This window comes from Stenotrophomonas sp. 05L413 (genome assembly GCF_056397945.1).
The window spans coordinates 268,780-293,114 of sequence record NZ_JBFTOL010000007.1 but is presented as its reverse complement, the minus strand read 5'-3'; the positions used below and the strand labels follow the sequence as shown (position 1 = coordinate 293,114).

23 protein-coding genes and 1 tRNA gene are annotated in these 24,335 nt (G+C 65.8%); 16 read left to right on the top strand and 8 right to left on the bottom strand.

The genetic code is table 11. From position 1 onward, the window contains the following. Positions 1-208: 208 nt before the first annotated feature. From AC1DIQ_RS16895 to AC1DIQ_RS16885, 3 genes are all read left to right on the top strand, one after another. A complete protein-coding gene (locus AC1DIQ_RS16895) occupies positions 209-1,024 on the top strand; it encodes a serine protease family protein (protein WP_478050457.1) in 816 nt (271 codons plus the stop codon). Positions 1,025-1,219: 195 nt separating this feature from the next. Then, positions 1,220-2,197: a hypothetical protein gene (locus AC1DIQ_RS16890; RefSeq protein ID WP_478050456.1), complete on the top strand. Its 978-nt coding sequence runs from the start codon at positions 1,220-1,222 to the stop codon at positions 2,195-2,197. Between the two features lie 115 nt (positions 2,198-2,312). Beyond that, the gene (locus AC1DIQ_RS16885; protein WP_478050455.1) at positions 2,313-3,842 is read left to right on the top strand and encodes a MobA/MobL family protein; all 1,530 of its coding nucleotides are present in this window, start codon (positions 2,313-2,315) and stop codon (positions 3,840-3,842) included. A 595-nt stretch (positions 3,843-4,437) separates the two neighbouring features. Here AC1DIQ_RS16885 and AC1DIQ_RS16880 read toward each other — a convergent pair. From AC1DIQ_RS16880 to AC1DIQ_RS16870, 3 genes are all read right to left on the bottom strand, one after another. Continuing rightward, on the bottom strand, positions 4,438-5,202 hold the full coding sequence (locus AC1DIQ_RS16880; protein ID WP_478050499.1) for an NYN domain-containing protein: 765 nt from the start codon (positions 5,200-5,202) through the stop codon (positions 4,438-4,440). 32 nt (positions 5,203-5,234) lie between these two features. After that, positions 5,235-6,782 (bottom strand): DUF6538 domain-containing protein, encoded by a 1,548-nt coding sequence (locus AC1DIQ_RS16875; protein ID WP_478050454.1) that lies wholly within the window; start codon positions 6,780-6,782, stop codon positions 5,235-5,237. A gap of 85 nt (positions 6,783-6,867) precedes the next feature. Continuing rightward, a tRNA-Ser gene (locus AC1DIQ_RS16870) sits at positions 6,868-6,960 on the bottom strand. A 136-nt stretch (positions 6,961-7,096) separates the two neighbouring features. Here AC1DIQ_RS16870 and dnaX point away from each other — a divergent pair. The 4 genes from dnaX (at position 7,097) to AC1DIQ_RS16850 (ending at position 10,576) form a co-directional block, all read left to right on the top strand. Next, positions 7,097-9,109, top strand: a complete 2,013-nt coding sequence (gene dnaX / locus AC1DIQ_RS16865) for a DNA polymerase III subunit gamma/tau (RefSeq protein WP_478050453.1) — start codon at positions 7,097-7,099, stop codon at positions 9,107-9,109. 6 nt (positions 9,110-9,115) lie between these two features. Further along, positions 9,116-9,436, top strand: coding sequence for a YbaB/EbfC family nucleoid-associated protein (locus AC1DIQ_RS16860; RefSeq protein ID WP_019185335.1), 321 nt, complete (start codon positions 9,116-9,118; stop codon positions 9,434-9,436). 99 nt (positions 9,437-9,535) lie between these two features. Then, entirely contained in the window at positions 9,536-10,135 is a 600-nt protein-coding gene (recR, locus tag AC1DIQ_RS16855) for a recombination mediator RecR (protein ID WP_121043040.1), read from the top strand. 81 nt (positions 10,136-10,216) lie between these two features. Further along, complete coding sequence (locus AC1DIQ_RS16850; RefSeq protein ID WP_121043042.1) at positions 10,217-10,576, top strand: histidine triad nucleotide-binding protein; 360 nt, start codon at positions 10,217-10,219, stop codon at positions 10,574-10,576. Between the two features lie 56 nt (positions 10,577-10,632). Here AC1DIQ_RS16850 and AC1DIQ_RS16845 read toward each other — a convergent pair whose 3' ends face one another. From AC1DIQ_RS16845 to AC1DIQ_RS16830, 4 genes are read right to left on the bottom strand one after another with little or no spacing between them, the layout of a single operon-like run. Next, on the bottom strand, positions 10,633-11,157 hold the full coding sequence (locus AC1DIQ_RS16845; protein ID WP_019185338.1) for a Slp family lipoprotein: 525 nt from the start codon (positions 11,155-11,157) through the stop codon (positions 10,633-10,635). Continuing rightward, on the bottom strand, positions 11,154-13,106 hold the full coding sequence (locus AC1DIQ_RS16840; protein ID WP_478050452.1) for a transglutaminase TgpA family protein: 1,953 nt from the start codon (positions 13,104-13,106) through the stop codon (positions 11,154-11,156). Before AC1DIQ_RS16840 ends, AC1DIQ_RS16845 begins: the two co-directional genes overlap by 4 nt. Next, positions 13,099-14,055, bottom strand: a complete 957-nt coding sequence (locus AC1DIQ_RS16835) for a DUF58 domain-containing protein (RefSeq protein ID WP_478050451.1) — start codon at positions 14,053-14,055, stop codon at positions 13,099-13,101. Before AC1DIQ_RS16835 ends, AC1DIQ_RS16840 begins: the two co-directional genes overlap by 8 nt. A 1-nt stretch (position 14,056) precedes the next feature. Then, positions 14,057-15,010 (bottom strand): AAA family ATPase, encoded by a 954-nt coding sequence (locus AC1DIQ_RS16830; RefSeq protein WP_478050450.1) that lies wholly within the window; start codon positions 15,008-15,010, stop codon positions 14,057-14,059. Positions 15,011-15,050: 40 nt separating this feature from the next. Here AC1DIQ_RS16830 and AC1DIQ_RS16825 point away from each other — a divergent pair, with 40 nt between their 5' ends. Continuing rightward, positions 15,051-16,892, top strand: coding sequence for a glycosyltransferase family 39 protein (locus AC1DIQ_RS16825; RefSeq protein WP_152154356.1), 1,842 nt, complete (start codon positions 15,051-15,053; stop codon positions 16,890-16,892). Positions 16,893-16,908: 16 nt separating this feature from the next. Continuing rightward, a complete protein-coding gene (locus AC1DIQ_RS16820) occupies positions 16,909-18,618 on the top strand; it encodes a hypothetical protein (protein ID WP_478050449.1) in 1,710 nt (569 codons plus the stop codon). A 3-nt stretch (positions 18,619-18,621) separates the two neighbouring features. On the opposite strand, the gene AC1DIQ_RS16815 is transcribed toward AC1DIQ_RS16820, so the two are convergent. Further along, positions 18,622-19,194: a Maf family protein gene (locus AC1DIQ_RS16815; RefSeq protein WP_478050448.1), complete on the bottom strand. Its 573-nt coding sequence runs from the start codon at positions 19,192-19,194 to the stop codon at positions 18,622-18,624. 114 nt (positions 19,195-19,308) lie between these two features. Here AC1DIQ_RS16815 and AC1DIQ_RS16810 point away from each other — a divergent pair, with 114 nt between their 5' ends. The 7 genes from AC1DIQ_RS16810 (at position 19,309) to acpP (ending at position 24,292) form a co-directional block, all read left to right on the top strand. Next, positions 19,309-19,818, top strand: coding sequence for a YceD family protein (locus AC1DIQ_RS16810; RefSeq protein WP_121043054.1), 510 nt, complete (start codon positions 19,309-19,311; stop codon positions 19,816-19,818). A 108-nt stretch (positions 19,819-19,926) separates the two neighbouring features. Then, positions 19,927-20,124, top strand: a complete 198-nt coding sequence (gene rpmF, locus AC1DIQ_RS16805; protein WP_017357626.1) for a 50S ribosomal protein L32 — start codon at positions 19,927-19,929, stop codon at positions 20,122-20,124. Positions 20,125-20,212: 88 nt separating this feature from the next. After that, on the top strand, positions 20,213-21,190 hold the full coding sequence (locus AC1DIQ_RS16800) for a beta-ketoacyl-ACP synthase III (protein WP_152154360.1): 978 nt from the start codon (positions 20,213-20,215) through the stop codon (positions 21,188-21,190). A 75-nt stretch (positions 21,191-21,265) separates the two neighbouring features. Further along, positions 21,266-22,048 carry a BUD32 family EKC/KEOPS complex subunit gene (locus AC1DIQ_RS16795; protein ID WP_461770559.1) on the top strand — a complete coding sequence of 261 codons (783 nt, stop codon included), beginning with the start codon at positions 21,266-21,268 and terminating at the stop codon, positions 22,046-22,048. An 88-nt stretch (positions 22,049-22,136) separates the two neighbouring features. Continuing rightward, positions 22,137-23,081: an ACP S-malonyltransferase gene (fabD, locus tag AC1DIQ_RS16790; RefSeq protein WP_282259817.1), complete on the top strand. Its 945-nt coding sequence runs from the start codon at positions 22,137-22,139 to the stop codon at positions 23,079-23,081. Positions 23,082-23,155: 74 nt separating this feature from the next. Next, entirely contained in the window at positions 23,156-23,899 is a 744-nt protein-coding gene (fabG, locus tag AC1DIQ_RS16785; protein ID WP_461770558.1) for a 3-oxoacyl-ACP reductase FabG, read from the top strand. Between the two features lie 153 nt (positions 23,900-24,052). Continuing rightward, positions 24,053-24,292, top strand: coding sequence for an acyl carrier protein (gene acpP / locus AC1DIQ_RS16780; protein WP_017357544.1), 240 nt, complete (start codon positions 24,053-24,055; stop codon positions 24,290-24,292). Positions 24,293-24,335: the final 43 nt, after the last annotated feature.

Sequence of the window (24,335 nt, the reverse complement as noted above, 5' to 3'; positions counted from 1 at the left end):
GGAGTTCTAAAGATCTAATAAGGACAGTCGATTGGTATGACATCTACGTGCCCTACTGCCTTAATGCCCTAGGCCTCATGACAGGTGGTGTGGCAGACCCGGGCTAAGGATCGACGATCCTGAAAGCTGCCCAGCTTTCCCCTAATTTTGCTAAGGCGAGATGGGCGAGTTCTTGTTTACCCGAAATGCTACTTAAAGGAGACTGGAAGTGATCAGCAAGGAAGAATGGGATAACGCGTGTGCGAGGGTGACGGAAGAAATGACTTTGCACGTGCAGCGCTTCGCAGTTCCGCTGACGATGAGTGAAGAGTTTGGATCTGGCACTGCGTGGGGCTCGGGCACCTATATTTCGCTAGGGCGAGACACTTGGGTCCTCACCGCTGAGCATGTCGTAAGCAAAGTCCCAGTAGGGGGGCGTCTCGCCCATCTTCCCAAAGATGGCGGAGAATACAATGCCGCGTTTGGAAGGCCGGAAATGGCCGCGTGGCCCGTAGATGCGGCCGCCTTGCCCATCTATCCAGACGAGAAATTTCTGCCTGAAGCGCATAGAGTTACGTCGTCCATTGCGGAAAGCTACTCCCCGGTAGACGAGGAGCTACTCTTCTTCTACGGATTTCCTGGATATACCGTAGAGCGAAACGATCCTCGTCAGAAAGATAAGTTGATCGTCTCTCGGTTCAGTCATTTAACGGTTCTGGGTAAGCCGATGCTCTCCCAGGCGATTGGCCCGGAGGTGCATCTTTCTGCATCGAATTTTGATCCACTTGCTCATGTTGCCATCCACTATCCTTTCGCTGCGCAGAGGGCGAAGGATGGCGTTGTAGTGCCTTTGCCGAATGCAGCTGGCATGAGTGGAAGCGCTCTTTGGGACACAAAATTCGTTGAGTGTGCCGAAAGGGGCATCCCTTGGACTCCGGAGTACTCAGAGATTTGCGGGGTTGTGTGGGCTGTGTTGGATAACCCGGAAGTGGTCTTTGCCACGAAGATCGAAAAGGTGCGTGAGTTTTTGCCCGCCGTTTTTTAAGCTCTCATGTTTGGGCTGATGGGAACTACGTTTCTGCTGGATTTCTACGCTGGATATGAGGTTGATCTGGTCACCTAGCCTGACGCAGGATGGGGTGCTATCAGTAGTTGGCATGTCAATAGCATCGTTTGTCCGGTTCATGGTCCAAGTGAGTGCATGATTTATTTTTTTCTGAGAGTATTTTTGGAGTTTCAGATGAGAAGGATTGCTGATGTTGTCGGTTCCAAAGAGCGCCCGATCGTACCTTTGGGCGTCACTATGGTTGTGCTGGATACTTGCGCGGTGCGGCAACTGGTGCATGAGCCCGACGTTACTTGGGATGCTTGCTTCAAAGAGATGTCAGCAGATGGATACTCGTTTAGTTTGAGTGAGTTGGCTGTGCATGAGTTGGTTTCCCAGGTTCAACGAGGATCTATTTCTGTTGAGGATCACTTGGCGCTGATGGTGAGGCTGAATTCATTTCTCAATCCTGCGGCGCCTGTAATCCCTTCCTACTACGACGTGATGGGGATAATCGGGGCTCAGGAGTTCGATGAGCTTGAAACACGCCGTCTTATCGCGGAGTTATGGGGTATGTTGCGGGCTGACTTATCTTCTGAGTCGGTTGCGTCAATCCTTACGGATAGGGTGCGAGGTGAAGAGGTGCGCGACTGGGCTAACTTCCTTAGCGGCATAATGGAGCATGTGCGGTGCTCGGGTCTCGACATTTCCCGCGCGGCTCCGGAAGTTGCGGCCGATGCTCTTGCCGTTCTCGCAGCGAATTCGCGGGATGGGGCGGGCTCGCTTGTTCCGGATATGAGCATTAGGCAGCACCTTGAGATAAGGTATCGGTTTCGGCAGGCGGCTCGTAGTCAGTTGGACGAGAAACCCTACAGGCCCACGTCGGCGAAGAAGAAGAACGATGCCATGGATCTGAGTATGTATTCGTATCTGACCCTGCCAGCGTTCGTCGTTACGAGGGATAACGGGTTTATGTCCAAACTCGCTGGCATTGATAGCTTCCAGCGAGACTGGTTTAAGTTTCCGGAGGATTTGGCTGCTAGCTGGAGGCGAGGTGAGCGGCCCAGACCTGAATGGCCACCCACAAAGTGGATTGAGAAAGAGAAGGAAAGGTCTCTGCTGGATTTTCTGGTCCCAAGGTCATCGTCCACTGAGGGGCAAGAGCGCACTTAGACGTTACTGGGTAACGTGTGCGCAAAGGGCTCCGCCCCTTGAACCCCAAGCCTCGTAGAGGCTTGCCAAAAGCAGAAGCTGATCCATAAAGAGTCCTGTTTTCACAGGAGTTTTCATGGCCATCTTCCACACCTCAGTCAAAACCTTTAGCCGCCGAAAGGGGCAATCCTCTATCGCAGCGGCCGCCTACCGGGGCGGCCTGCTGCTCGCCGATTTCCTCACCGGGCAGCAGCACGACTACCGCCGCCGCGGCGGGGTGGTCGAGAGCTTCTGCCTTGCACCCCAAAGCGCCCCGTCCTGGGCGACCGATGTTGCAGAGCTCTGGCCTGCTGTCGAGGCCGCTGAGAAGAGAAGGGACGCTACGGTGGCTCGGGAGTTTGAGGTTGCACTGCCTCATGAGCTGTCGGGGGAGCAGAGAGCCGAGCTCGCGTTTTGCGTTGCTGAGACGTTGGTGGCCCGATACGGCTTTGCGCTCCAAGCCAGCATCCACTCGCCTGGCACTGCGGACGGCCTGAACCACCATGTCCATCTGCTGGCGACGACTCGGCGCATTGACGCGAACGGTTTCGCCGAAAAAACCCGCGAGCTTGATGGCGGCCCCGCTGGCAAGGCCCAAGTCGAATGGATCCGGGAAATGGTCGCCGCAACCATCAATGCCCATTTGGCGGCTGCCGGGATCGACGCCTGCATTGACCACCGTGGCCTGGCGGAGCAGGCCCGATCGGCCATGTTGCGCGGCGACGCCATTGAGGCGGCCGTCTTGGCGCGCGAACCCACCCGCCACGTCGGTAAGGCAGCCACGGCCTTGGCTCGCCGGGGGCAAGCCTCGGACCGGGCCCAGGCGAATGACGAGATCCGATTGGAGAATAAGGAGCGCCGGGCGCAGCTGCTGGACCAGATATCGTTCGAGGGCGAGCCAATGGAATCGGGTTCAGACACCCGCCCTGGCACCGCCCATGGAAGCGCTGGTGCGCGTCTAGGAGTCGTCATCCCGGTCCCAGGGTTGGAGATTCGCGGCGTCTCCGGCATGCGGCTTTCCAAGCTCATCGGCGCGGACGCGGACGCGGGGCGTCCCCAGCAATCGCTGCCTGAACTCATTGAAGAGGGGATACGGGCTCTAGCAGAAGTTGCGCAGGCGCGCGCCGATCTGGCGCTTCAGCCGGTCCGGCTGTGGTTAGAGCAGGCCAGGACGGAAGTCTGCTCAAGCGGGGAGTCCCGAGGGCTTCGAAGCTTGGTCAGCGAGGTGGTGGCCAAGATCAAGGCGGTGCGCAACCTTCTGATGAGCCGGGCTCGGCGCCTGATGACGCTTTCCAGTGTTGAGCGGCTGCGTCACATGGCGGAGGCGGAGTGGGAGCGCTTCACCACTGATCATCCCAGACCTGGCTACTGGTCGCCAAGCGAATGGACCGAGCGCCGGACTCGGCGGCTGTCTTCCCTTGAGAAGCGCACGGCTGAGCTGGGACAGGCGCGTAAACAGGCTTCCTCCGAAGCGCTACAGGCCTTAGATCGAGCCATTGAGGGGCATGCAGACGCGCTGCTGCGGAGATGTGCGTCTGCCCCGAAGGCCGAACGTCCTGCTGGCAACAGCGCGGCTCCACCCGCCCTAGGTTTGTCTGGCAGTCCGAAGCCGCCCCGACTCCACTGAGCCCAAGAAGAAGCCCCGCAGATGCGGGGCTTTGGCTGTTATCGGATTTGAGGGCCAGAGCGACTGGGGTTGGGCTTCTCTGGTTTGGCTGGTGGGAGTCCCCGAGAAGCGCGCCACGCGTCCGGAGACGCCGGCATGGGTGGAGGCTGCCGGTCTCGGTCGACCGAGACCGCTTGCACTCGAGGCGCCGAGCTGGATGGCGGAAGCAGGGCGAGCGCCCCGCCCAGGCTCTTCTCTGCATGGAGTTGGACCAGCGCAGAGGCGAGTTCCAAGGAATACCGGAGGTCCACCATCTGCGCGTCGATGGTCCGGGTGGGGTTCTGAGCTAGCAATCCAGGCAAGACTTGGGTTGCGATGCGGAGTTGAACGTCTGTGGGCATGAGGGCTCCTGAATGAAATGACGATTCATCCAAGCACTCGATTTCACCTGCGCAAGAAGATGAGCGCGACCAACTTCACAGATCTGATCATGGGGGCGTATGCCTTAGGCGAGCCCCGCCAGCAAGCTCAGGCGAGGCGGTCGCGGCGACGAGAATTGCCGCCGCGGTGCCCTGCTGAATTCAAATTGCCGGCCAGCTGACCGCCCGCGCCAATCTTAGGTTGCTACTGTTTCCGCTTCTCCAACGGGCTTGCTGGCAAGGTGGACCGACCAGCGTCCTGTCGTCTCCTGCTCTGTGCTCAACATGTCGTAGGTTCGGATCATGCTGAGAAGGCCCGAGTGCCCGTACAGGTTCGGGGTAAACGATGGGTTCGTGCGTTTGAGGTATTGGCCCAGCGCCGCCAGATCGACTTTCCCGTCGGCTGTGCCATCCGCCAACAGCTCAACGGCCTGTATGAGAAAGCGAGGACGCCGCTTGGGCAGGGGCTTGGCGGGTTCCGCTTTGGCGACAGGTTCCGACAACGTTTGAGGTTTTTCTGCCGCAGCGGGCGCTGTCGTTTCCTCCTGGGCTTGGGCCGGCTCGCTGGGGACCCATTCGAAGAACTGATCACACGCATTGCGCAGGGCGTCGGGCGTCTTGGGCTCTCCGACGATGCAGACCGTGGCGCCGCGCTCCCGCAATTTGCGGCAGAGGTGGGCAAAGTCCGAATCGCTCGTCACCAAGCAGAAGGTGTCGGCCCGTTGATCGAACATCGCCTCCAAGGCATCGAGGGCCAGCGCGATGTCTGAGGTGTTCTTTCCAGCCGCATATTGGTATTGCAGGCACGGCGTGAAGGCTTGCCGAACCAACACTTCCTGCCAGCGGCGGGCGAGGGTCTGGTGGTTCCCATAGCCCCGCCGAAGAACCACGCGACCAAACTGGGCCACCATGAGCAGGGCGTGGTCCACGATTTCGGGCGAGACGTTGTCGCAATCCACCAGGACGGCGACGCGGGATTCCAACGGCACGATGCTCACGCGTTGCTCCTTGCTCGGCGGCTGTTCTTGGGGAGGCTGCCTTCGGGCAGCAGGGCAGGATCCACCAAGGGCCGCAGGGCCTCCAGGTTGAGTCCGTAGTTGAGAGACAGGAGGCCCGGCGAGTGGGCGCCCAGTCCCTCCAGCTTTTCTTTAACGGTGAAGTCGCGGCTGTAAGTGGCGTGGTGCTCGTCGTCCAACTCATGGCCCACGATCTGCGCACGCAGTTCGGAGACCACGCCTGCGCCTTGGAGTTCTTGGATCAGGGTCTTGCGCAGGGAGTGGAAGCCGCGCCGGGCGTTGGGCCAGTTCTTGCCCACTTCTGCCAGATAGCGGCTGAACGCCTTGGACACCCAGTTGCCTTGGCCATTCTTGGCCTCGGCCTTGGCGCCGGGAAACAATCGGGCGTGGCCCTCGGTCCGCAGGCACTCGATCCATTTCAGCAGGCCGAGCGCCACCAAGTCGGGGTGGACCGGCACGGTGCGCAGGCTGACATCGGTCTTGACCCGCTGGTGCTCGCCCTCGTCGGAGATCTGGATGCAGGGCACTCCGCCGTCCTCAAACACGTCGCCAATCAACAATTGACCCACTTCGGATGCTCGAGCACCGGTGTAAAGGCCAATCAAAGATGCCCAGCGGGCCGGCAGAGGGAGGCTCTCAAAGGCGGCCGGGGCAAACAGCACCTGGACCTGGTGAGTGTCGTAGGCCTTGAAGCCGAACTTTCTCCGGGCCCGCTTTTCCCGAGTGGAGTAGCTCACATGGCCGTTGGCGGGGTTGTCCCCCTTGGGGTAGTAGCCCGACGCCAACGCCCAGTCGAAGAACCCACCTTTTCCGCCGATGTAGCTTTGCTTGTTGGTCAGCGTGGGGGTGGAAGCCCCTCCGTCCCGCATGTGCTGATACCAGCGCGCCAGGTCGGAGCGGGTGATGGCATGGATCTTCGTTTTTTCGCCCAGGAAGCTCGTCAGCATTTCGACGGCCGTCTTCTTGATCGTCCAAGTCTTGGGCAGGGTGCTGCCCTTGATGCTGGCCAACCAGGCGTCCCTGGCCTTTCCCAGGGGGATTGTTTCGATCGCCGGCTTTGGCGCGGGGGACGGGGCAGGGGCCGCTGCCGCCATTGGGCCGTAGAGCAGGCTGGGGCGCGGCAGGGCCCGGCGGTCCATAGCCGCAGTCAGTTCCATCATCTGTCGATAGAGCTGCACGTCCTCGGGGCTGTCGATCTGCCAGCGCTCGTTGATCGTGCCGTCCGGCGCCTGGGTCCGGTGAAGGGTCAGGTCACGGAGGTTGGTGCTCTCGGTGAGCCGCGCAATCAGCTCATCGGCCTCTTTCTTGCTCAACTTCTCCACGCGTCGTTCCCTCAACACGGCGAAGGCTTGAGCATAGCTGGCCGCGAGCATCAGGGCGCGCAGCCGGGCTTCTTTCATGTCGCAGGTGCGCAGCGTGCGCTTGAACGTCAGACGGCCAAGAACCGGCTGAAGATCGACGGGAACCCGTTGCCGGAACGACCAGAGCCCAGAGCGGGCTCGAACCAAATGATGGGGGATGCGCATGGGAGATGTGTCTCGCCTTGCATCGCCACAGACAGCCAAACCAGAGAAAGCAAAAACCCCTGCGTAAACAGGGGTTTGCTGAATCTGGCGGAGAGAGGGGGATTCGAACCCCCGAAGCGCGGTTTAGACGCTTACACACTTTCCAGGCGTGCTCCTTCAACCGCTCGGACACCTCTCCGGACCTGCTGCGATAACCCGCTGCAGGGGCGCAGATTCTAGCGGGGGAATTGGATTCGCACAAGCGGTTCGTCACGAAGGGCAGGGGGGCTGGACAGGCGTGGCACAATGGTCGTCCCGATGAAGACGGTGGCCTGATGTCCTATCTCGTCCTTGCCCGCAAGTGGCGTCCGAAGCGTTTTGCCGAGCTGGTGGGCCAGGAACACGTGGTCCGTGCGCTCAGCAATGCGCTGGACAGCGGCCGGGTGCACCATGCGTTCCTGTTTACCGGCACCCGCGGGGTCGGCAAGACCACCATTGCCCGTATTTTCGCCAAGTCGCTGAACTGCGAGCAGGGCACCAGCGCTGACCCGTGCGGTCAGTGCCCGGCCTGCCTGGATATCGACTCCGGTCGCTACATCGATCTGCTCGAGATCGATGCTGCGTCCAATACCGGTGTGGATGATGTCCGCGAGGTGATCGAGAACGCCCAGTACATGCCCTCCCGCGGCAAGTACAAGGTCTACCTGATCGACGAAGTGCACATGCTGTCCAAGGCGGCGTTCAATGCGCTGCTCAAAACGCTGGAAGAGCCGCCGGAGCACGTGAAGTTCCTGCTGGCCACCACCGATCCGCAGAAGCTGCCGGTGACGGTGCTCTCGCGCTGCCTGCAGTTCAACCTGAAGCGGTTGGACGAGGACCAGATCCAGGGCCAGATGACCAAGATCCTGGCGGCCGAGGAGATCGAGTCCGACCCGACCGCGATCGTGCAGTTGGCCAAGGCCGCCGATGGCAGCCTGCGTGACGGCCTGTCGCTGCTGGATCAGGCGATCGCCTATGCCGGCGGTGCGCTGCGCGAGGATGTGGTGCGCGCGATGCTGGGCACGGTCGACCGCACCCAGGTCGCCGCGATGCTGGATGCGCTGGCCGATGGTGATGGCCAGCGCCTGCTGCAGACCGTGGCCCTGCTGGCCGAGTTCTCGCCGGACTGGAGCGGGGTGCTCGATGCACTGGCCGAGGCCCTGCACCGGATCCAGGTGCAGCAGCTGGTGCCGGGCGCCGCGACGGCGGGCGAGGGGATCGATGCCGAGGCCTTCGCCCAGCGCCTGCGCCCGGAAGTGGTCCAGCTCTGGTATCAGATGGCCCTGGGCGGCCGTCGTGACCTGCACCTGGCCCCGAGCCCGCGCGCCGGGTTCGAGATGGCCGTACTGCGCATGCTGGCCTTCCGTCCCGCCGCCGCGGTACCGCCCGTGCCCCGCGATCCGGGCACCGGGACCGCCGTGAACAGTGGTGGCCAGGCCAGCGGCCAAGGCACCGGCATGGCCGCTGCGGCAGCCAGCGCGGCGTCTGTTTCGGTCGTGGCGCCGGTCAAGGCGAGCGCCCCCGTGGCTCAGCCGGCCCCGCTGGCGCCCGTGGTTGCTCCTGTCTCCGCGGCACCTGAGCCCGCACCGCCGGCACCGAAGCAACCGTCCCCGGCCCCGCCCCCGGCAGCCGCCGAGCCGGTGAAACCGGCCAAGCCCGCCGTCGCAGCGCCCGCTGCCGACGACGATCTGCCGCCGTGGCACCACGAGAGCGATGCCGCCGATCGCGACGAAGCGCTGGCTGCTGAAATGGCCACCCCGGATGCGGCCATGGTCGCTCCGTGGGAAGCGCCGGCCGAGCGGACCGTGGCACCTGCTGCGCCCGCGCCTGTACGTGATGCCCCCGCCCCGGTGGCCCGCCCGCAGGGCATCGCCATCGCCCCATCTGCTCCGGACACCGCGCCCGTCGGCGAAAGCGGTGACCTGACCGCCGATGCCTGGCTGGAACTGGTGGCCGGCAGCCAGCTCAATGGCCCGTCCAAACAGCTGGCTGCGCACTCGGCGTTCATCAGCTACCAGCACGGCGTCTTGAAACTGGCGATTTCGCCCGGATTTGAGTACTTGAGTTCGGACCGCTCGCAGGCGGCGCTGATCGCGGCGTTGACCGGCCCCTTGGGGCAGGCCCCGCGCCTGGTGATCGATACCGGTGCAGCCGGTGCCGAGACCCTGCATCAGCGCGCTGACCGCCAGCGTGGCGAACGCCAGACGGCGGCGGAAGCCGCTTTCATGGCCGACCCTTCGGTGCAGTTGCTGGTGCAGCAACACGGTGCCCGGGTCGTCGCCGATTCCATTCGTCCTTTTGAAGAGTAAAGACCCATGCGCGGCAATATCGCCCAACTGATGCAGCAGGCCCAGAAGATGCAGGAAAACCTGCAGAAGGCCCAGGAAGACCTCGCCAAGCTGGAAGTCACCGGCAGCGCCGGCGGCGGCATGGTCAGCGTGACCCTGACCGGCACCAAGGAATGCCGCAAGGTGCGCATCGATCCGTCGGTGCTGTCCGATGCGGAAATGACCGAAGATCTGGTGGCCGCCGCGTTCAACGATGCCTCCAACAAGATCGACGCCGAGTCGAAGAACCGCATGGGTTCGGCGACCGCCGGCATGCAGCTGCCCCCGGGCATGAAGCTGCCGTTCTGACCCACCGCCTGCGCCGGGTGTCTGCCTGGCGCGACCGTGCTGACCGCGCCGCGAAGCCTCCGGGCTTCGCGCGCTTGTTTCTGAGATGAGCGATCCGCCATGAGCCTGCCCCTGCTCGAACAATTGATCGAGGCCTTCCGCGTGTTGCCGGGCGTGGGCCAGAAGACCGCCCAGCGCATGGCGTACCACGTGCTGGAGCGCGAGCGCGAGGGCGGCCAGAAGCTGGCCGAGGTGCTGGCCAAGGCGATCGAGCGGATCGGGCATTGCGAGCAGTGCCGGGATTTCAGCGAGACCGATATCTGTGCGGTCTGCGCCAACGGCAGCCGCGAGCGCCAGCAGCTGTGTGCGGTGGAATCACCGGCCGATCGCCTGGCGATCGAAACGGCCACCGGCTACCGCGGGGTGTACTTCGTGCTGCAGGGGCGGCTGTCGCCGCTGGATGGCATCGGCCCGCGCGAGCTGGGCCTGGATCAGCTGGAGGCGCGGCTGAAGCAGGGCGAGGTCAACGAGTTGATCATCGCCACCAGCGCCACCGTGGAAGGCGAAGCGACCGCGCATTACCTGGCGCAGATGGCGCGCAGCTGCAAGGTGCGGCCCAGCCGCCTCGCGCAGGGTCTGCCGCTGGGTGGCGAACTGGAATACGTGGATCGCGGCACGCTGTCGCACGCCTTCGGCACGCGTACCGAAGTGCAGGAATGACGCGGCGCACCGCGCGGCAATGATCGAAACCGGGGGCGCATCCGCGCTACTCTCCAAGGCCCTGTTCCACGAGGTGCCCTCATGAGTCACGACACCCTGTTCGGCAAGATCATCCGCCGCGAAATCCCGGCCACCATCGTTTACGAAGACGAGGACGTGCTCGGCTTCAAGGACATCGCCCCACAGGCGCCGGTGCACGTGTTGTTCATTCCCAAGCACGAGGCGATCCCTACCCTGGATGACGTGCGCCCGGAGCAGGCACACCTGATCGGCAAGCTGGCCATGGCCGCCGCGGAGTACGCGCGCCGCGAAGGTTTCGCGCAGGATGGCTACCGGATCGTCATGAACTGCCGTGAGCACGCCGGGCAGACGGTGTTCCATATCCACCTGCACCTGCTGGCCGGCGCGCAGTTGGGTCACTTCGGTACGCCCAACGGCTGAGCCGGCCAGGCACAGACAAAAACGCCGCCCGAGGGCGGCGTTTCTGCGTCAGCGTGTTACCACCAGCCCCAGCCGCGGTAGCCCCAACCCGGACCCCAGCCCGGGCCCCACGGGCCGTACGGGTAGGCGGGCACCACATCCACCTGGCGCTGTTCCGGCCACAGGTAGATGACGTCGGCATCCAGCTTCGGCAGGCGATAGTCGTACTCGCCGATCCGGGTGTTCTCGTAGCCGCCGATCTTGCCGATGAAGGTCACATCGCGGCCCGGCTCGAACACCGCTGGATCATAGAAGCCGGCGCGGCAGGCGATGAAGCGACCGTCACTGGCGTCGGCCGAGGTGGTGCTCGGGCGGCCACTGCCGTTGAGCGGGCGCGAAATCATCTGGAAGCAGGTCTGGCCCTGGCCCGGATTGGTTTCGATGATGCGGCCACCCCAGCGCACCGGGGTGCCCACCTGCTGGGTGGGAACCGCGTCGCGCGGGCTGACCATACTGAACTGCCCCTGCAACGGCTTGGGCGCGGTGGCGCAGGCAGCCAATGCCAGAGAGGCAGCAAGGGGAAGCAGGATTTGAATCTTCATGGGGATGCTCCGGAGGTCGGGCGATGCCTGCGCAGGTCGCGCAATAATGAAGTGAGGTCGACGTCAGCGCCAGCGTAGCGCGCCTGGACGAAACGCGCGCTGAGCGACAGCAGCGCAGGATCGGGTCGCTGCCGGTCTACCCGGCGTGCCCACTCGCCAGCCGGTTCGGCGCTGGCGCGGGACAGTCCATAGCGCGCGTACCGGCGTCCCAGCACGTGCCACGCGCGCAGCAGCGGGTCGCGCTCGCGTTCGCCCCGGGCCAGCAGCCATGCCATCCAGCCTAGCGCGGCCAGTGCGAAGACGATGAAAATTCCCACCAGCTGGCTCGGATCCAGCCGCTCGAAACCAAACGGTTCAAGAAGCTGCTGCTGACGGTTGGCATCGAAGGACAGGACCAGGTCGTTCCAGCCCCGGCGCAGCCAGTCGCCCATCTGCCCGATCTGCAGCCATCGGCTGTCCAGCGTGGCGCCGGCGGCGCCGGCCCCCAGCCGGTCCTCGAGCGTGTCGTAAACGCGCTCCGGCGCAATGGCGGCGGTCGGATCGACCCGCACCCAGCCACGCCCCGGCAGCCACACTTCGGCCCAGGCATGTGCATCCATCCGGCGCAGTACCCAGTAGTCGCCATACGGGTTGCGGATGCCGCCCGCGAAGCCGGTCACCACCCGCGCCGGGATGCCTGCATTGCGCATCAATACGACGAACGAGGAGCTGAAGTGCTGGCAGAAGCCGGCCTGCTGATCGAACAGGAATTCGTCCGCGCCATCGCGACCGGGCTCGGGCGTATCCAGGGTGTAGACGAAACGCGCCCGCACCCAGTCGAGCGCGCGCTGCACGATCACCGCATCATTGCTGCCCGCGTCCTGTCGCCACTGCCGGGCCAGGGCTGCCGTGCGCGGATTCAAGCCGTCGGGCAACTGCAGCGCAAGGCGCCGCTCGTAAGGCGTCAGCGCGTCGGTATAGGCCACCGCCGGTGCCGAGGTCAGCCGCCAACGGGTCAGCGCGTTCAGTGCCGCATGGCTGCGCAGGCTGTGGTTGGCATCCAGATCACTGCCGGGCGGTGCCTGCAGCGGCAGATCCAGCGCGACCAGCTGGCGGCGATCGGTTGGCTCGTAATCGATCTGGTAGTCCCACTGCGTGCTGGCGTGGGTCACCGCGGCCGGCGCACGCGCGATCTGCCGCCGGTCCTGCTCCCAGCGCTTGCCATCGAAATGGGTCAGTACCGGCCCGCGCCAATAACGCTGCTGCGGCGCCGGGATCGCGCCGAAGAACTGCACGCGAAGCGCCGGGGTGTCATCGGCCATCAGGTCCAGCCACTCCCCGGGCTCCATCGTGTCGGACAGGCCGGGCTTGCCCACCGCGCGGTCCGGGATGCCCCAGAGCGGTTCGCTCAAGCGCGGGAACAGCCAGAAACCGGCCAAGGCCAGCGGCAGGCCGAGCAGGACCAGCCGGCCGATGCCGCGCAACTGGCGTTTGAGGGGCGCTGGCGGTGCCTGTCCCTCCAGGTGTGCCAGGCGTTGCAGGGCGAGCAGGGCGACCAGGCCGGCCAGCACGGCCAGCGTCATCGTCAACGGGCCTTGGTCCAGCAGGAACGCGGCGAACGGGCCGAACAGCCCGAAGCCGACCAGGCTGCGGCCATCGCGCAGGCTGCGCAGCTCGCTGGATTTCAGCGCGAGCATTGCGGCCAGCAGCGCGCAGCCGGTGTCGCGGCCAGGTCGTGGACCCATCTGCCAATAAATGGCGGCCAGCATGGCCAGCACCAGCAACAGGCGCAGGGCGCCCGGCAGCAGCCGCTGCCGCGAGGCCAGCGCGGTCAGCAGTGCGACACCGGCGATGACGGCGGCCAGCACGGTGGGCAGCTGCAGCAGCAGCGGCAACAGGCCCAGCGCCGCGCTGGCCAGCGTCCAGTAGCGCGCGCCGGGACCGAGCAGGGACACGGGCCGGTCAGTCATGGGGCAACAGCGCCAGCGCGCGCTGGCACAGGTGGTGATGGGCACTGCCGTTGCCGGGCCCGAGCACCGGTTGGCCGGGCAGCTTGAGCGTATAGCGGCGGCCTTCGCGCTCGGCCAGGTCGATCCAGCGGGCCATGCGTGCGATCCGTGCTTCGGTGCCCAGCGGTGCCAGGTGCCACCAGTCCAGCACGATCTCCACCCCGACCGGCTTTTCGTACTCGCGCACCAACAGGGTGTCGCGTCGCGCGGAGTGTTTCCACGCGATGCTGCGCATCGGGTCGCCAGCGCGATACGGGCGCAGCTGATGCAGCTCGTCGCCACTGGCATGCACGCGGGTATGCAGGGGGTCGCCGCCGCTTTCCGGCAGGGCGGGTGCGTGCGTTTCCGGTGCGGCATAGACCAGCAACGGCGTTTCCGGCCAGACCCACGACCACGCGCGCACCAGACCGAGCGGTTGCGTGGTGGCGATGCGGATGCGGGCCAGGTCGAACCAGCCGCGCCGGTGCGTGGGCAGCTCGAGATCCACTTCGATCTGGTCGCTGTCGATCAGGTGCCCGAACGCGGCCACGCCCTCGTGCTCCACCTGCAGGCCGCGCCGGGCACGGGTATCGGCGCGCGACAGGCTGATGCGCAGCCGCAACGGCGCGCCCGCGGTGACCGGCTCGGCGGAGACCGCATCCACCTGCAACCCGGACAGCTGCAGGTGCGCGCTGATCGCACTGGCGATGCTGACCGTCGCCAGCAACAGGGCCAGCAGCAGCGCAGGATTGTTGTTGTAGTTCAGCGCGCCGAGCAGCATCGCCGACAGCAGCGCGGCGACGAACAGCCCGAACCGCGTCGGCAGCACATAGATGCGGCGCCGGTCGAACCGGCACGGCAGGTGCTCTGGGCGGCGCGGTCGCGCCAGATGTTGCAGTTGCTGCCAGCGGGCTCCCCAGCCGCGGCGCATCTCAGTCGACCTGCACGGTCTGGAGGATGGCGCGGGCCAGTGCCGGCCCGTTGCCGGCTTCGGCCTCGGGCACCAGGCGATGCCCGGCCACTGCCACGAACAGGGTCTGCACGTCTTCGGGCACCACATGCGCGCGGCCGAGCAGCAGCGCATGCGCCCTGGCGGCGCGCAGCAATGCCAGGCCGGCACGCGGCGACAGGCCCACGCGCACCCCGGCGTGCTGGCGGCTGCGGGCGAGCAGGGCCTGCACATACGTGATCAACGCCTCGCTGGCATGCACCTGGCCCACCGCCTCGCGCAGCGTGCGTACGTCCACCTCGCTCAGGCGCGCGCTGGCCTGCGCGATCAGATGGCGGCGATCGGTGCCGCGCAGCAGCTCGCGTTCCGATTCCGGATTGGGGTAGCCCAGGGCCAACCGGAGCAGGAAGCGATCCAGCTGCGAGTCCGGCAACGGGAACGTACCGGAGAGGTCGGCCGGGTTCTGGGTGGCGATGACGAAGAAGGGATCCGGCAGCGGATGGGTCACGCCATCCAGGGTGACCTGCTGCTCGGCCATCGCTTCCAGAAGCGCACTCTGGGTACGCGGCGGCGCGCGGTTGATCTCGTCGGCCAGCAACACATGCGTGAAGACCGGGCCGGGGTGGAACTGGAACTGGCGGCTGCCGGCGTCATACACCGAGACGCCAAGCACATCGGCCGGCAGCAGATCGGAGGTGAACTGCACCCGCTGGAAGCCCAGCCCGAGGCTGCACGCCATGGCGTGTGCGAGGGTTGTCTTGCCCAGCCCGGGCAGGTCCTCGATCAGCAGATGGCCGCCGGAGAGCAGCGCCACGAACGCCAGCCGCACCTCCTGTGCCTTGCCCAGCACCAGCCCGTTGACCTGATCCTGGGCGGCGCGAAGGGACTGACGCAGTACATCGGTTAGCATGGCTGGCACGGGGGGCGAATGATCCATGTCCGTCTCGATTCGATGATTCCACTGATTCTATAGAGCAATGCAGGGCGAACAACGCGCACGCACCATATTCCTGTTGTTGTGGACGCTGGTCACCGCCGTCAAGCTGGTGGTGGCCGCACGTCTGCCCTTGTTCGTGGACGAAGCTTTTTACTGGCAGGAAGGCCAGCACCTGGCGGCGGCCTATTCGGACCTGCCGGGCCTGACCGCCTGGCTGGCACGCCTGGGCGTGGAAGTGGGCGGCAATCATGTGCTCGCGCTGCGCCTGCCGTTCCTGGCGATCGGTGCGTGGCTGCCATGGCTGGTGTCACGCATCGCCACGCGCTGGTTCGGTGCGGTGGCCGGTTGGCAGGCCGGCAGTCTCACGTTGCTGATGCCGCTGTCGGCCACGCTGGGCATGCTGGCCGTGCCCGATGTGCCGATGGCGCTGGCTGCGGTGCTGTGCCTGGATGCCGGCGCGCGCCTGCTGCGCAGTGTCGATGCCGCGGCGGCAGTAAAACTGGCCGCCGGCCTGGCGATCGGCGCACTCAGCCATTACCGCTTCATCGGCGTGATCGTGGTCGGCTTCATCGCGCTGCTGGTGCTGCCGCAGGGCCGGCGCATGCTGCGCGATCCGCGCGTCTGGGTGGCCCTGGCGGTGGGTGTGCTGGCGTGGCTGCCGCTGCTGTCGTGGAATGCCGACAACCATGATGCGGGCCTGAAATTCCAGGTGATCGAGCGCCACCCGTGGGCGTTCGAATGGAGCGGGCTGTGGTTCCTGGTGATCCAGCCGATGCTGGTCACCCCGATCCTGTGCATCGCGATGTGGAAGGTGGCCCTGGCGGGCACCCGCTCCGGTGGCGGCGCACGCGCGCAATGGCGTTACTTCGGCCTGATCGGCGCGGTGTCGACGCTGTCCATCTTCGGCCTGGGCTTCTTCACCGATGTGGAGCGCATCAGTTTCCACTGGCCGCTGCCGGGTTATCTGGCGCTGCTGATCGCCGTGCCGGTGGTGCTCAACGGCTGGCCGCGCTGGTTGCGCCGTACCGGCTGGTGGTTGGCCGGCGCCGGGCTCGCGCTGGCCTTCGGCTATTACCTGACGGCGTCCATCCCGAGCGTGCGCGAGCAGTTGGCCGGCTACAAGTATTACCCACGCAACTTTGCCGGCTGGGAACCGTTGGCAGGCGCCGTGCGCGACGAGCTGAAAAGCATGCCGCCCGGCACGCGCGTGCTGGCCGGCAACTTCAAGGTGGGGGCGGAGCTGGGCTTCCAGTTGCGCGATCCCTCGATCGAGGTGCTGCGCCACCCGCTGAACGACAAGCACGGCCGCAGTGCGCAGCTGGGGCTGTGGGGGCTGCTGCACGATGGCCAGCGCGACGCGCCGATGCTGCTGGTGCTGTCGCCCAGCGATCAGCGCTATCGCGATCTGCTGGCGCGCTACCACGCGGTCTGCGAACAGGTCGGCCCGCTGCCGCCACCGCGTGTGGTCAGCAACGATCATGGCTTCCAGCGCTTCCTGCTGTTCAAGCTGCCGGCCGAACGCGTGGAGGGGCCGTGCGTCACGCCGGCGATGGCCTGGCTGGATGCGCCACAGCCCGGTGCCGCGGTGGGGAGCCCCCTCGAGGTGCGTGGCTGGGCCTTCAAGGATGGCGTGGGCATCGCGCGTGTCGAGCTGCTGGTCGATGGCAGGCCGGTGGGCGATGCGGTCTACGGGCGGCCCTACGACATCACCGGCGCGTGGAAGATCTCCACCGATCCGCAGCACCCGAATGTGGCCTTCGATGCCACGCTGAAGACCGACCACCTCGCGCCCGGCCGTCATTGGCTCGGTATGACGCTGCACGGCAAGGACGGCAGCGTGGAGCAGTGGCAGGAACAGGCCTTTACCGTCCCCGCGCGCTGAACGTGCGTGCTCTTCCATGGATGACACCGTCATGCGCGATGCGCCGCAGGAATCTACCCCCTTGTCTGCTTCCCATCCGTACCCCGCGCCGGTGGCGCCTGCGCTGATCCGGACGTTGTGGTGCGCGGTGGCGGGCATCGTTTCGGTGGGTGTGGCCGCCATGCTGTGGCTGTCGCCACGCGTGCTGTACGCCGATCCGTGGCGCTTCACCCAGAAGCTGCTGGAGATGCCGTGGCCGGGCAACGTACTGGTGTCGGACAATGGCCACCGTGAAATCCTGCCGAACCTGGTGCGCTATGCCGAGCTGGAGTGGCTGCACGGCAATCAATGGCTGCAGATCGGTACCGGCGTTGCGTTGGCACTGGCGACAGCAGGGCTGCTGGCCCGGATCATCAGGGCCGATGCCTTGGCACCACCGGTGCGCGCCGCCGCCACCCTGGTCGCGGCGCTGTCGATCTTCTGGCTGGGCAGCCAGCGCGCGCTCACCCATGCCAACGAATCGGTCCACGCGTACCTGATCACCGCAGCGCTGATGGCCGGCGTCGCCCTGCTGCTGCGTGGCGATCGTCGCGGCGCGGTAGTGGCCGCCGTGTGTGGCGTCGCGGCGACGTTCTCCTTCGGCAGCGGCGTGGCCGTGTTCGTGGGGTTGGCGGCGGTGATGATGGTGCGGCGTGCGCCGTGGTCGCACTGGGTGCCATGGACCGCCGCCCTGCTCGTGGCAGTCGGGCTGCACCTGGGCATGGGGCGGACGGGAATGCCGACGCAGATGGCGCTTGCCCCGCTGCCGCAGCTGGACGTGCTGCTGCGCTGGCTGGCCTCGCCCTTCATCTATCTGGCCTGGCCGGCACTGGATCCGGCGGCGGCGCAGCAGTTGCCGTTCGCGCCCGTGCGCGGTGCGGTCCAGTCCGTGGCGAGCGCGTATGAGGCGCTGTTCGGACCGGTGCTGACCTCGCGCTGGCCGCATCTGCTGATCGGTGCGTCGGGGCTGACCGCGTTGTTCGGCATGACCTGGCGCACCTGGCAGCGCGGCCGCAGCGCCGGGGCCGGGGAATCGTTGGGGCTGGCGATGGCATGGTTCGGCCTGGCCGTGGGCGCGCTGGTCGCACTGAGCCGCTGGAGTTACTTCGCTGACTACCCCACGCAGGTGGCCGCAACGCGCTATGTGCCCTGGTCGTGGCTGTTCTGGTCCGGTCTGGTGTTGTGGACGATCGTGCGCGTCGGCCTGCGCCATCCCGGGCGGGTGGCGTGGGCAGCCCTGCTGCTGGCGCTGGTGGCCGTGCCGAGCACGGCGTGGATGGCCTATCTCGGCGCCGGCATGCAGCGGGTGGCCAACATGACCGCCACGGCGGCCGCGGCCGGTGTGGTCGATCCGGATCAGACCCATGGCGAAAGCGTGCCCGGCGAAGTGCTGGCGGCGCTACCCAGCCTGCGCGCGCACGGGGCCTCCGTGTTTGCCTGGCCGGAAGCCCGCTATCTGGAGGGTGCGCCAACGGCGGCACCCGGCGTGGTCGTTCCGGTCGGCGATGTCTCCCTCGTGGCGGTGCGCAACACCCTCGGGGGCTCGGCCTGGCGCATCCAGTTCAGCGCCCAGAGCAGGGCGCCGCGGCTGGTCCTGCAATGCGGTGGGCGTCCCGTGGGCCTGGCCATGCCGCTGGCGGGCCGCTGGGTTGGCTGGGCCACCGGCGAACTTGATGCCAGCTGCCTGGAGGCGCTGCAGCTGCGCTGAGGCTCAGGGCAGGGTGTGGCCGGCCTGGCGCAGCAGCTGGCTCAGCGCGATCAGGGGCAGCCCGATCAGTGCGGTCGGGTCGCGGTTCTCGATCGCCTCGAACAAGGTGATGCCCAGGCCTTCACATTTGAAGCTGCCGGCGCAGTCCAGCGGCTGCTCGGCGGCCACGTAGCGGGCGATCTCTTCAGCCCCCAGGGCACGGAAGTGGACCCGGGTCAGATCACAGGTCGCCAGGGCCTCGCCGTCGCGCACCAGGCTCACGGCCGTGTGGAAGTCCACGACCTGCCCGGACATCGCGGCCAGCTGCGCATGCGCGCCCTCCACCGTGCCCGGCTTGCCCAGCGGGGCGCCGTTCAGCTCCGCTACCTGGTCCGAGCCGATCACCCACCGGCCCGGGTGCAGGCGGGCAACCGCCTCGGCCTTCGCGCGCGCCAGCCGCACCGCCAAGGCCCGTGGGGCCTCACTGGGGCCGGGGCTCTCATCCACCTCGGGGCGGGCGGTCTCCAGGGGTAGGCCGAGCCGCTCCAGCAGGTCACGGCGGTAGCGGGAAGTAGAGGCAAGCAGCAGCGGGGTCATGCGACAATACCGGGCACGGAAGGGCGGCAGTCTGGCCCCTCGGGGCGGGGATCGGCAACCTGACTGCGCAGGCATTTGACAGCGGCCCGGACGATCCTTAACATTCAGCGGCTTATGTCCGCAAACGTGCCCGAAATGCTGGATGCTTGGCGGATGGTCGCAGCACGCAGGTGCTTCGACGGCCAGGTGGATCTAGCGGAATTGACCCGCCTCCAGGGCCTTGTCGCCGATACCGAAGGAACGTGCACCTATGCACTGGAATTCGCGCACGACGACATCCTGCAGGTATCCTATGTTGAACTGTCCATCGACACCGCGCTGCCGCTGATCTGTCAGCGCAGCCTGCAGCGCTTCCTGTTGCCGGTTTCGATGGTGCAGCGGCTCGGCCTGATCCGCAGCGAAGAGGAAGAATCCTCGCTGCCGGAAGGCTGGGAACCGTGGCTGGTGCCCGAAGACGGCATGCTGCGACCGCTGGAGCTGGTCGAGGACGAACTCGTCCTGGCCGTGCCCGTCGTGCCGTTGTCTCCCGATGGCGAGGCAGTGGACAAGGACTGGGCACCGACCGAAGAAGAAATCAGCAAGGCCAATCCGTTCGCGGCGTTGGCGGCACTGAAAAAACAATAGCAGCCGGATTGTCGTCGGCGGCTGCGGCGAAAGCGAAAACTGTGCTGGGCGCTGGCGTCCTGCGCGACGATACGACGAAGCAAAACGAACCGAGTTTGGAGCAATCCCATGGCTGTGCAGAAATCCCGTGTCACCCCGTCCCGCCGCGGTATGCGCCGTGCGCATGACGCCCTGAGCGCCAAGCAGCTGTCCACCGATCCGACCACCGGTGAAGTGCATCTGCGTCACCACATCACCGCTGACGGTTTCTACCGTGGCAAGAAGGTGATCACGACCAAGTCGAACTCGGCCGTCGAAGAAGATTGATTTGTAAAGGCCGCTGCCCGGTCGGGCAGCGGCCTTTACCCCATTCTTCCCGATCGTCACGTTTGGCGATCGAGCTACAGGACATGCAATGAGCAAGCGGATCTACTCGAGGATCGCGGGCACCGGTAGTTATTTGCCCGAAAAAGTGTTGACCAACCAGGATCTGGAGAAAATGGTCGACACCAGCGATGAGTGGATTCAATCGCGCACTGGTATCCGCGAACGGCACATTGCGGCCGAAGGCGAGACCACCAGCGACCTCGGCTACCACGCCGCGGTACGTGCGCTTGAAGCGGCCGGTATCGACGCTTCGCAGCTCGACATGATCGTGGTGGGCACCACCACGCCTGACCTGATTTTCCCGTCCACCGCGTGCCTGATCCAGGCCAAGCTCGGTGCGAGCGGCTGCCCCGCCTTCGATGTCAACGCGGCCTGTTCGGGCTTCGTGTTCGCGTTGAGCGTGGCCGACAAATTCATTCGTTCCGGTGATGCACGCCATGTGCTGGTCATCGGTGCGGAAACGCTGACCCGTATCGTCGACTGGACCGAGCGCACCACCTGCGTGCTGTTCGGCGATGGTGCGGGCGCCGTCGTGCTCAAGGCCGACGAAGACACCGGCATCCTCAGCACCCACCTGCATTCGGATGGCAGCAAGAAAGAGCTGCTGTGGAACCCGGTGGGCGTCTCGGCCGGCTTCGGCGAGGGCGAGAATGCCCGCGGCGCGATCCTGATGAAGGGCAACGACGTGTTCAAGTACGCCGTCAAGGCGCTGGACTCGGTCGTCGATGAAACCCTGGAAGCCAACGCGCTGACCAAGGACGATCTGGACTGGCTGATCCCGCACCAGGCCAACCTGCGCATCATCGAAGCCACCGCCAAGCGCCTGGAGATGTCCATGGACCAGGTGGTGGTGACGGTCGACAAGCATGGCAACACCTCCTCGGCCTCCGTGCCGATGGCGCTGGACCACGCCGTCCGCTCCGGCCGCGTGGAGCGCGGCCAGCTGCTGCTGCTGGAAGCGTTCGGCGGCGGCTTCACGTGGGGTTCTGCTCTGCTGCGCTATTGATAGTGTCAGTTACGACAACGTGACGCTGTCGTTACGGCCCCATTACGGGGCCGTATGCATTTCAGGAGAACTGTCATGGTTGAGCCCATCGTCATTGACGGGCAGCGCGCCTGGCTGAAGCAGTACGGCGAAGGAAGCCGCGTGGTCGCGTTGGGCCTGCTGAACTTCATCGCCCGCCGCTTCCAGCTCGATGCCCTGCGCCCACCGCCGCACCGCGGTGGCGACGCCGCCCGCGAAACCGAAGCCCGCCGCCTGGCCGAACTGCAGGCGCAAGGGGTCAACGTCCCCAGTGTGATCGGCAGTGGCCATGCCGCCCTTGTGCTGGGCGACAACGGCTCCTCGTTCAACACCTGCCTGCGCGAAGCCGACGATGCCGGCCGTGACCGCCTCGTGTCCGCCGCGATGAATGCCATTGCCCATGCGCACCGCAAGGGCGCGTACTTCGGCCAGCCGCTGCCGCGCAACCTCACCTGGGATGGCAAGGAGATCGGCTTCATCGATTTCGAGGAAGATCCCCTGGAAGTCATGGACCTCGCCCAGGCCCAGGCCCGCGACTGGCTGATGTTCGGTTACGGCGTGGCCAAATACTACGAGGACCGTCCGCAACAGCTGCAGACCCTCATGGCGCAGGCGATGGACGGTGCCGAAGCTCCGGTGCTGGCCCATGCTCACGACGTCACCGGCCGCCTGCAGGGGCTGGCCCGCGCCAGCATGAAGATGGGCCGCTCCGCCCGCGCACTGGCCCATTCCATCCTGATCGTCCACGGCGCCACCACCCTGGGCGTGCTGATGCTGGCCGTGATCTGCATCGATTTCTTCAGCGACGGCGATCTGGACATCCTCCAGCTGTTCACCTGAGCAAAGACCCCACATACGCGGCAGTACAGACGAAGGGCGACGTTCCCCTTTATCATTCGCCGTTCGATTTTTGCAGGCGGATGATCGCGTGACCGATACCAATCTCGCATTCGTGTTCCCGGGCCAGGGCTCGCAGTCGCTGGGCATGCTGGCCGAACTGGCCGAGCTGCACCCGCAGATCCGCGAGGCCTTCACCGAAGCCTCCGACGGCGCCGGTGTCGACCTGTGGGCGCTGTCGCAGGGCGGTCCCGAGGAAATGCTCAACCGCACCGAATACACCCAGCCGGCCCTGCTGGCCGCCAGCATCGGCGTGTGGCGCGCCTGGAACGCCGTTGGCGGCGCCCAGCCGGCCGTCCTGGCCGGCCACAGCCTCGGCGAGTACACCGCCCTGGTGGCCGCCGGCGCGCTGACCCTGCGGGACGGTGCCCACCTGGTGCGCCTGCGCGGCCAGCTGATGCAGGAAGCCGCCCCGACCGGCGTCGGCGCCATGGCCGCCGTGCTCGGCGCCGAAGATGCGCTGGTCGTGGAGGTCTGCGCGCAGGCCGCCGGCAGCCAGGTCGTCGTGCCCGCCAATTACAACTCGCCCGGTCAGATCGTCATCGGTGGCGATGCGGCCGCCGTGGATCGTGCGCTGGCGCTGCTGGCCGAGAAGGGCGTCCGCAAGGCCGTCAAGCTGGCTGTCAGCGTGCCCTCGCACACCCCGCTGATGCGCGAAGCTGCCAACCGCCTGGCCGAAACCATGGCCGGCCTGGACTGGCGCGCCCCGGCCCTGCCGGTGGTGCAGAACGTGGATGCCCGTGTGCATGACGGCGTGGACGCCATCCGCCAGGCGCTGGTGCAGCAGCTGTACCTGCCCGTGCAGTGGACCGGCTGCGTGCAGGCGCTGGCCGCCCGTGGCGTCACCCGCGTGGCCGAATGTGGCCCGGGCAAGGTGCTGAGCGGATTGATCAAGCGCATCGACAAATCGCTGGACGCGCGCACACTGTCCACGCCCGCCGATTTCGAGACGGCCCGCGAGACCTGGGCCGCCTGATGTCTTTCGATCGCGCCCGTGCTGGAATGGCTTCGCGCCAGGCCGGCCGGACCGGTCCCGTTTGAGGAAATGAGATGAGCAAGCCCCTTCAGGGTGAAATCGCACTGGTCACCGGCGCCAGCCGGGGTATCGGTGCCGCGATCGCCGACGCACTGGCCGCGCAGGGCGCGACCGTCATCGGCACCGCCACCACCGACGCCGGTGCCGCCGCCATCGGTGAACGCCTGGCCGCCGTGGGTGGCCACGGCCGCGCACTGAACGTCACCGACGCCGCTGCGCTGGAAGCCGTGCTGGACGGGATCGCCAAGGAATTCGGCGCCATCAGCATCCTGGTCAACAACGCCGGCATCACCCGCGACAACCTGTTGCTGCGGATGAAGGAAGAAGACTGGCAGGCGATCCTGGACACCAACCTGACCAGCGTCTTCCGCACCTCCAAGGCCGTCCTGCGCGGCATGATGAAGGCGCGCAAGGGCCGCATCATCAATATCGCCTCGGTGATCGGCGTGACCGGCAATGCCGGCCAGGCCAACTACGCCGCGGCCAAGGCCGGCATCATTGCCTTCTCCAAGTCGCTGGCCAAGGAAATCGGCTCGCGCGGGATCACCGTCAACGTGGTCGCGCCGGGCTTCATCGATACCGACATGACCAAGGCCCTGCCGGAAGAGCAGCGCACCGGCCTGGTCAAGTCGATCGCCCTGGAGCGGCTCGGCGAGCCGTCCGATATCGCCAACGCGGTGGCGTTCCTGGCCGGTCCTTCGGCCAGCTACATCACCGGCGAAACCCTCCATGTGAACGGCGGCATGTACATGCCGTAAGCATGTGGTGCAAGGACTGCGCCGCAAGTGGTTGATCCGTTTGATGTTTTGCTGCAATGCAAGGTGTCGCTGGTTTCCACTACACTATCCCACGGTCATCCCTCACCGGATGGCGTCATTTTTGAACCACTACTCCATCTGGAGCGATATCCAATGAGCACCATCGAAGAACGCGTCAAGAAAATCGTCGTCGAACAGCTTGGCGTCAAGGAAGAGGAAGTCACCAACAGCGCATCGTTCGTCGATGACCTGGGCGCTGACTCGCTGGACACCGTTGAACTGGTGATGGCGCTGGAAGAAGAGTTCGAGTGCGAAATCCCGGACGAAGAAGCCGAAAAGATCAGCACCGTGCAGGCTGCGATCGACTACATCAACGCCCACGTCAAGGCTTGATGTCAGGCGGCTCGCGCGCGGCCGTGGCGATTGCTGCGACCGC

What these genes read in the sequence shown, in the direction of transcription:
- AC1DIQ_RS16825 (WP_152154356.1), top strand. Translation starts at nt 15,051, where the DNA reads ATGCAGGGCGAACAACGCGCACGCACCATATTCCTGTTGTTGTGGACG.
- AC1DIQ_RS16835 (WP_478050451.1), bottom strand. Translation starts at nt 14,055, where the DNA reads ATGCGCCGCGGCTGGGGAGCCCGCTGGCAGCAACTGCAACATCTGGCG.
- rpmF (WP_017357626.1), top strand. Translation starts at nt 19,927, where the DNA reads ATGGCTGTGCAGAAATCCCGTGTCACCCCGTCCCGCCGCGGTATGCGC.
- AC1DIQ_RS16840 (WP_478050452.1), bottom strand. Translation starts at nt 13,106, where the DNA reads ATGACTGACCGGCCCGTGTCCCTGCTCGGTCCCGGCGCGCGCTACTGG.
- AC1DIQ_RS16800 (WP_152154360.1), top strand. Translation starts at nt 20,213, where the DNA reads ATGAGCAAGCGGATCTACTCGAGGATCGCGGGCACCGGTAGTTATTTG.
- dnaX (WP_478050453.1), top strand. Translation starts at nt 7,097, where the DNA reads ATGTCCTATCTCGTCCTTGCCCGCAAGTGGCGTCCGAAGCGTTTTGCC.
- AC1DIQ_RS16890 (WP_478050456.1), top strand. Translation starts at nt 1,220, where the DNA reads ATGAGAAGGATTGCTGATGTTGTCGGTTCCAAAGAGCGCCCGATCGTA.
- AC1DIQ_RS16820 (WP_478050449.1), top strand. Translation starts at nt 16,909, where the DNA reads ATGGATGACACCGTCATGCGCGATGCGCCGCAGGAATCTACCCCCTTG.
- fabG (WP_461770558.1), top strand. Translation starts at nt 23,156, where the DNA reads ATGAGCAAGCCCCTTCAGGGTGAAATCGCACTGGTCACCGGCGCCAGC.
- AC1DIQ_RS16850 (WP_121043042.1), top strand. Translation starts at nt 10,217, where the DNA reads ATGAGTCACGACACCCTGTTCGGCAAGATCATCCGCCGCGAAATCCCG.
- AC1DIQ_RS16885 (WP_478050455.1), top strand. Translation starts at nt 2,313, where the DNA reads ATGGCCATCTTCCACACCTCAGTCAAAACCTTTAGCCGCCGAAAGGGG.
- AC1DIQ_RS16860 (WP_019185335.1), top strand. Translation starts at nt 9,116, where the DNA reads ATGCGCGGCAATATCGCCCAACTGATGCAGCAGGCCCAGAAGATGCAG.
- AC1DIQ_RS16815 (WP_478050448.1), bottom strand. Translation starts at nt 19,194, where the DNA reads ATGACCCCGCTGCTGCTTGCCTCTACTTCCCGCTACCGCCGTGACCTG.
- AC1DIQ_RS16875 (WP_478050454.1), bottom strand. Translation starts at nt 6,782, where the DNA reads ATGCGCATCCCCCATCATTTGGTTCGAGCCCGCTCTGGGCTCTGGTCG.
- AC1DIQ_RS16810 (WP_121043054.1), top strand. Translation starts at nt 19,309, where the DNA reads ATGTCCGCAAACGTGCCCGAAATGCTGGATGCTTGGCGGATGGTCGCA.
- recR (WP_121043040.1), top strand. Translation starts at nt 9,536, where the DNA reads ATGAGCCTGCCCCTGCTCGAACAATTGATCGAGGCCTTCCGCGTGTTG.
- AC1DIQ_RS16795 (WP_461770559.1), top strand. Translation starts at nt 21,266, where the DNA reads ATGGTTGAGCCCATCGTCATTGACGGGCAGCGCGCCTGGCTGAAGCAG.
- AC1DIQ_RS16845 (WP_019185338.1), bottom strand. Translation starts at nt 11,157, where the DNA reads ATGAAGATTCAAATCCTGCTTCCCCTTGCTGCCTCTCTGGCATTGGCT.
- acpP (WP_017357544.1), top strand. Translation starts at nt 24,053, where the DNA reads ATGAGCACCATCGAAGAACGCGTCAAGAAAATCGTCGTCGAACAGCTT.
- AC1DIQ_RS16830 (WP_478050450.1), bottom strand. Translation starts at nt 15,010, where the DNA reads ATGGATCATTCGCCCCCCGTGCCAGCCATGCTAACCGATGTACTGCGT.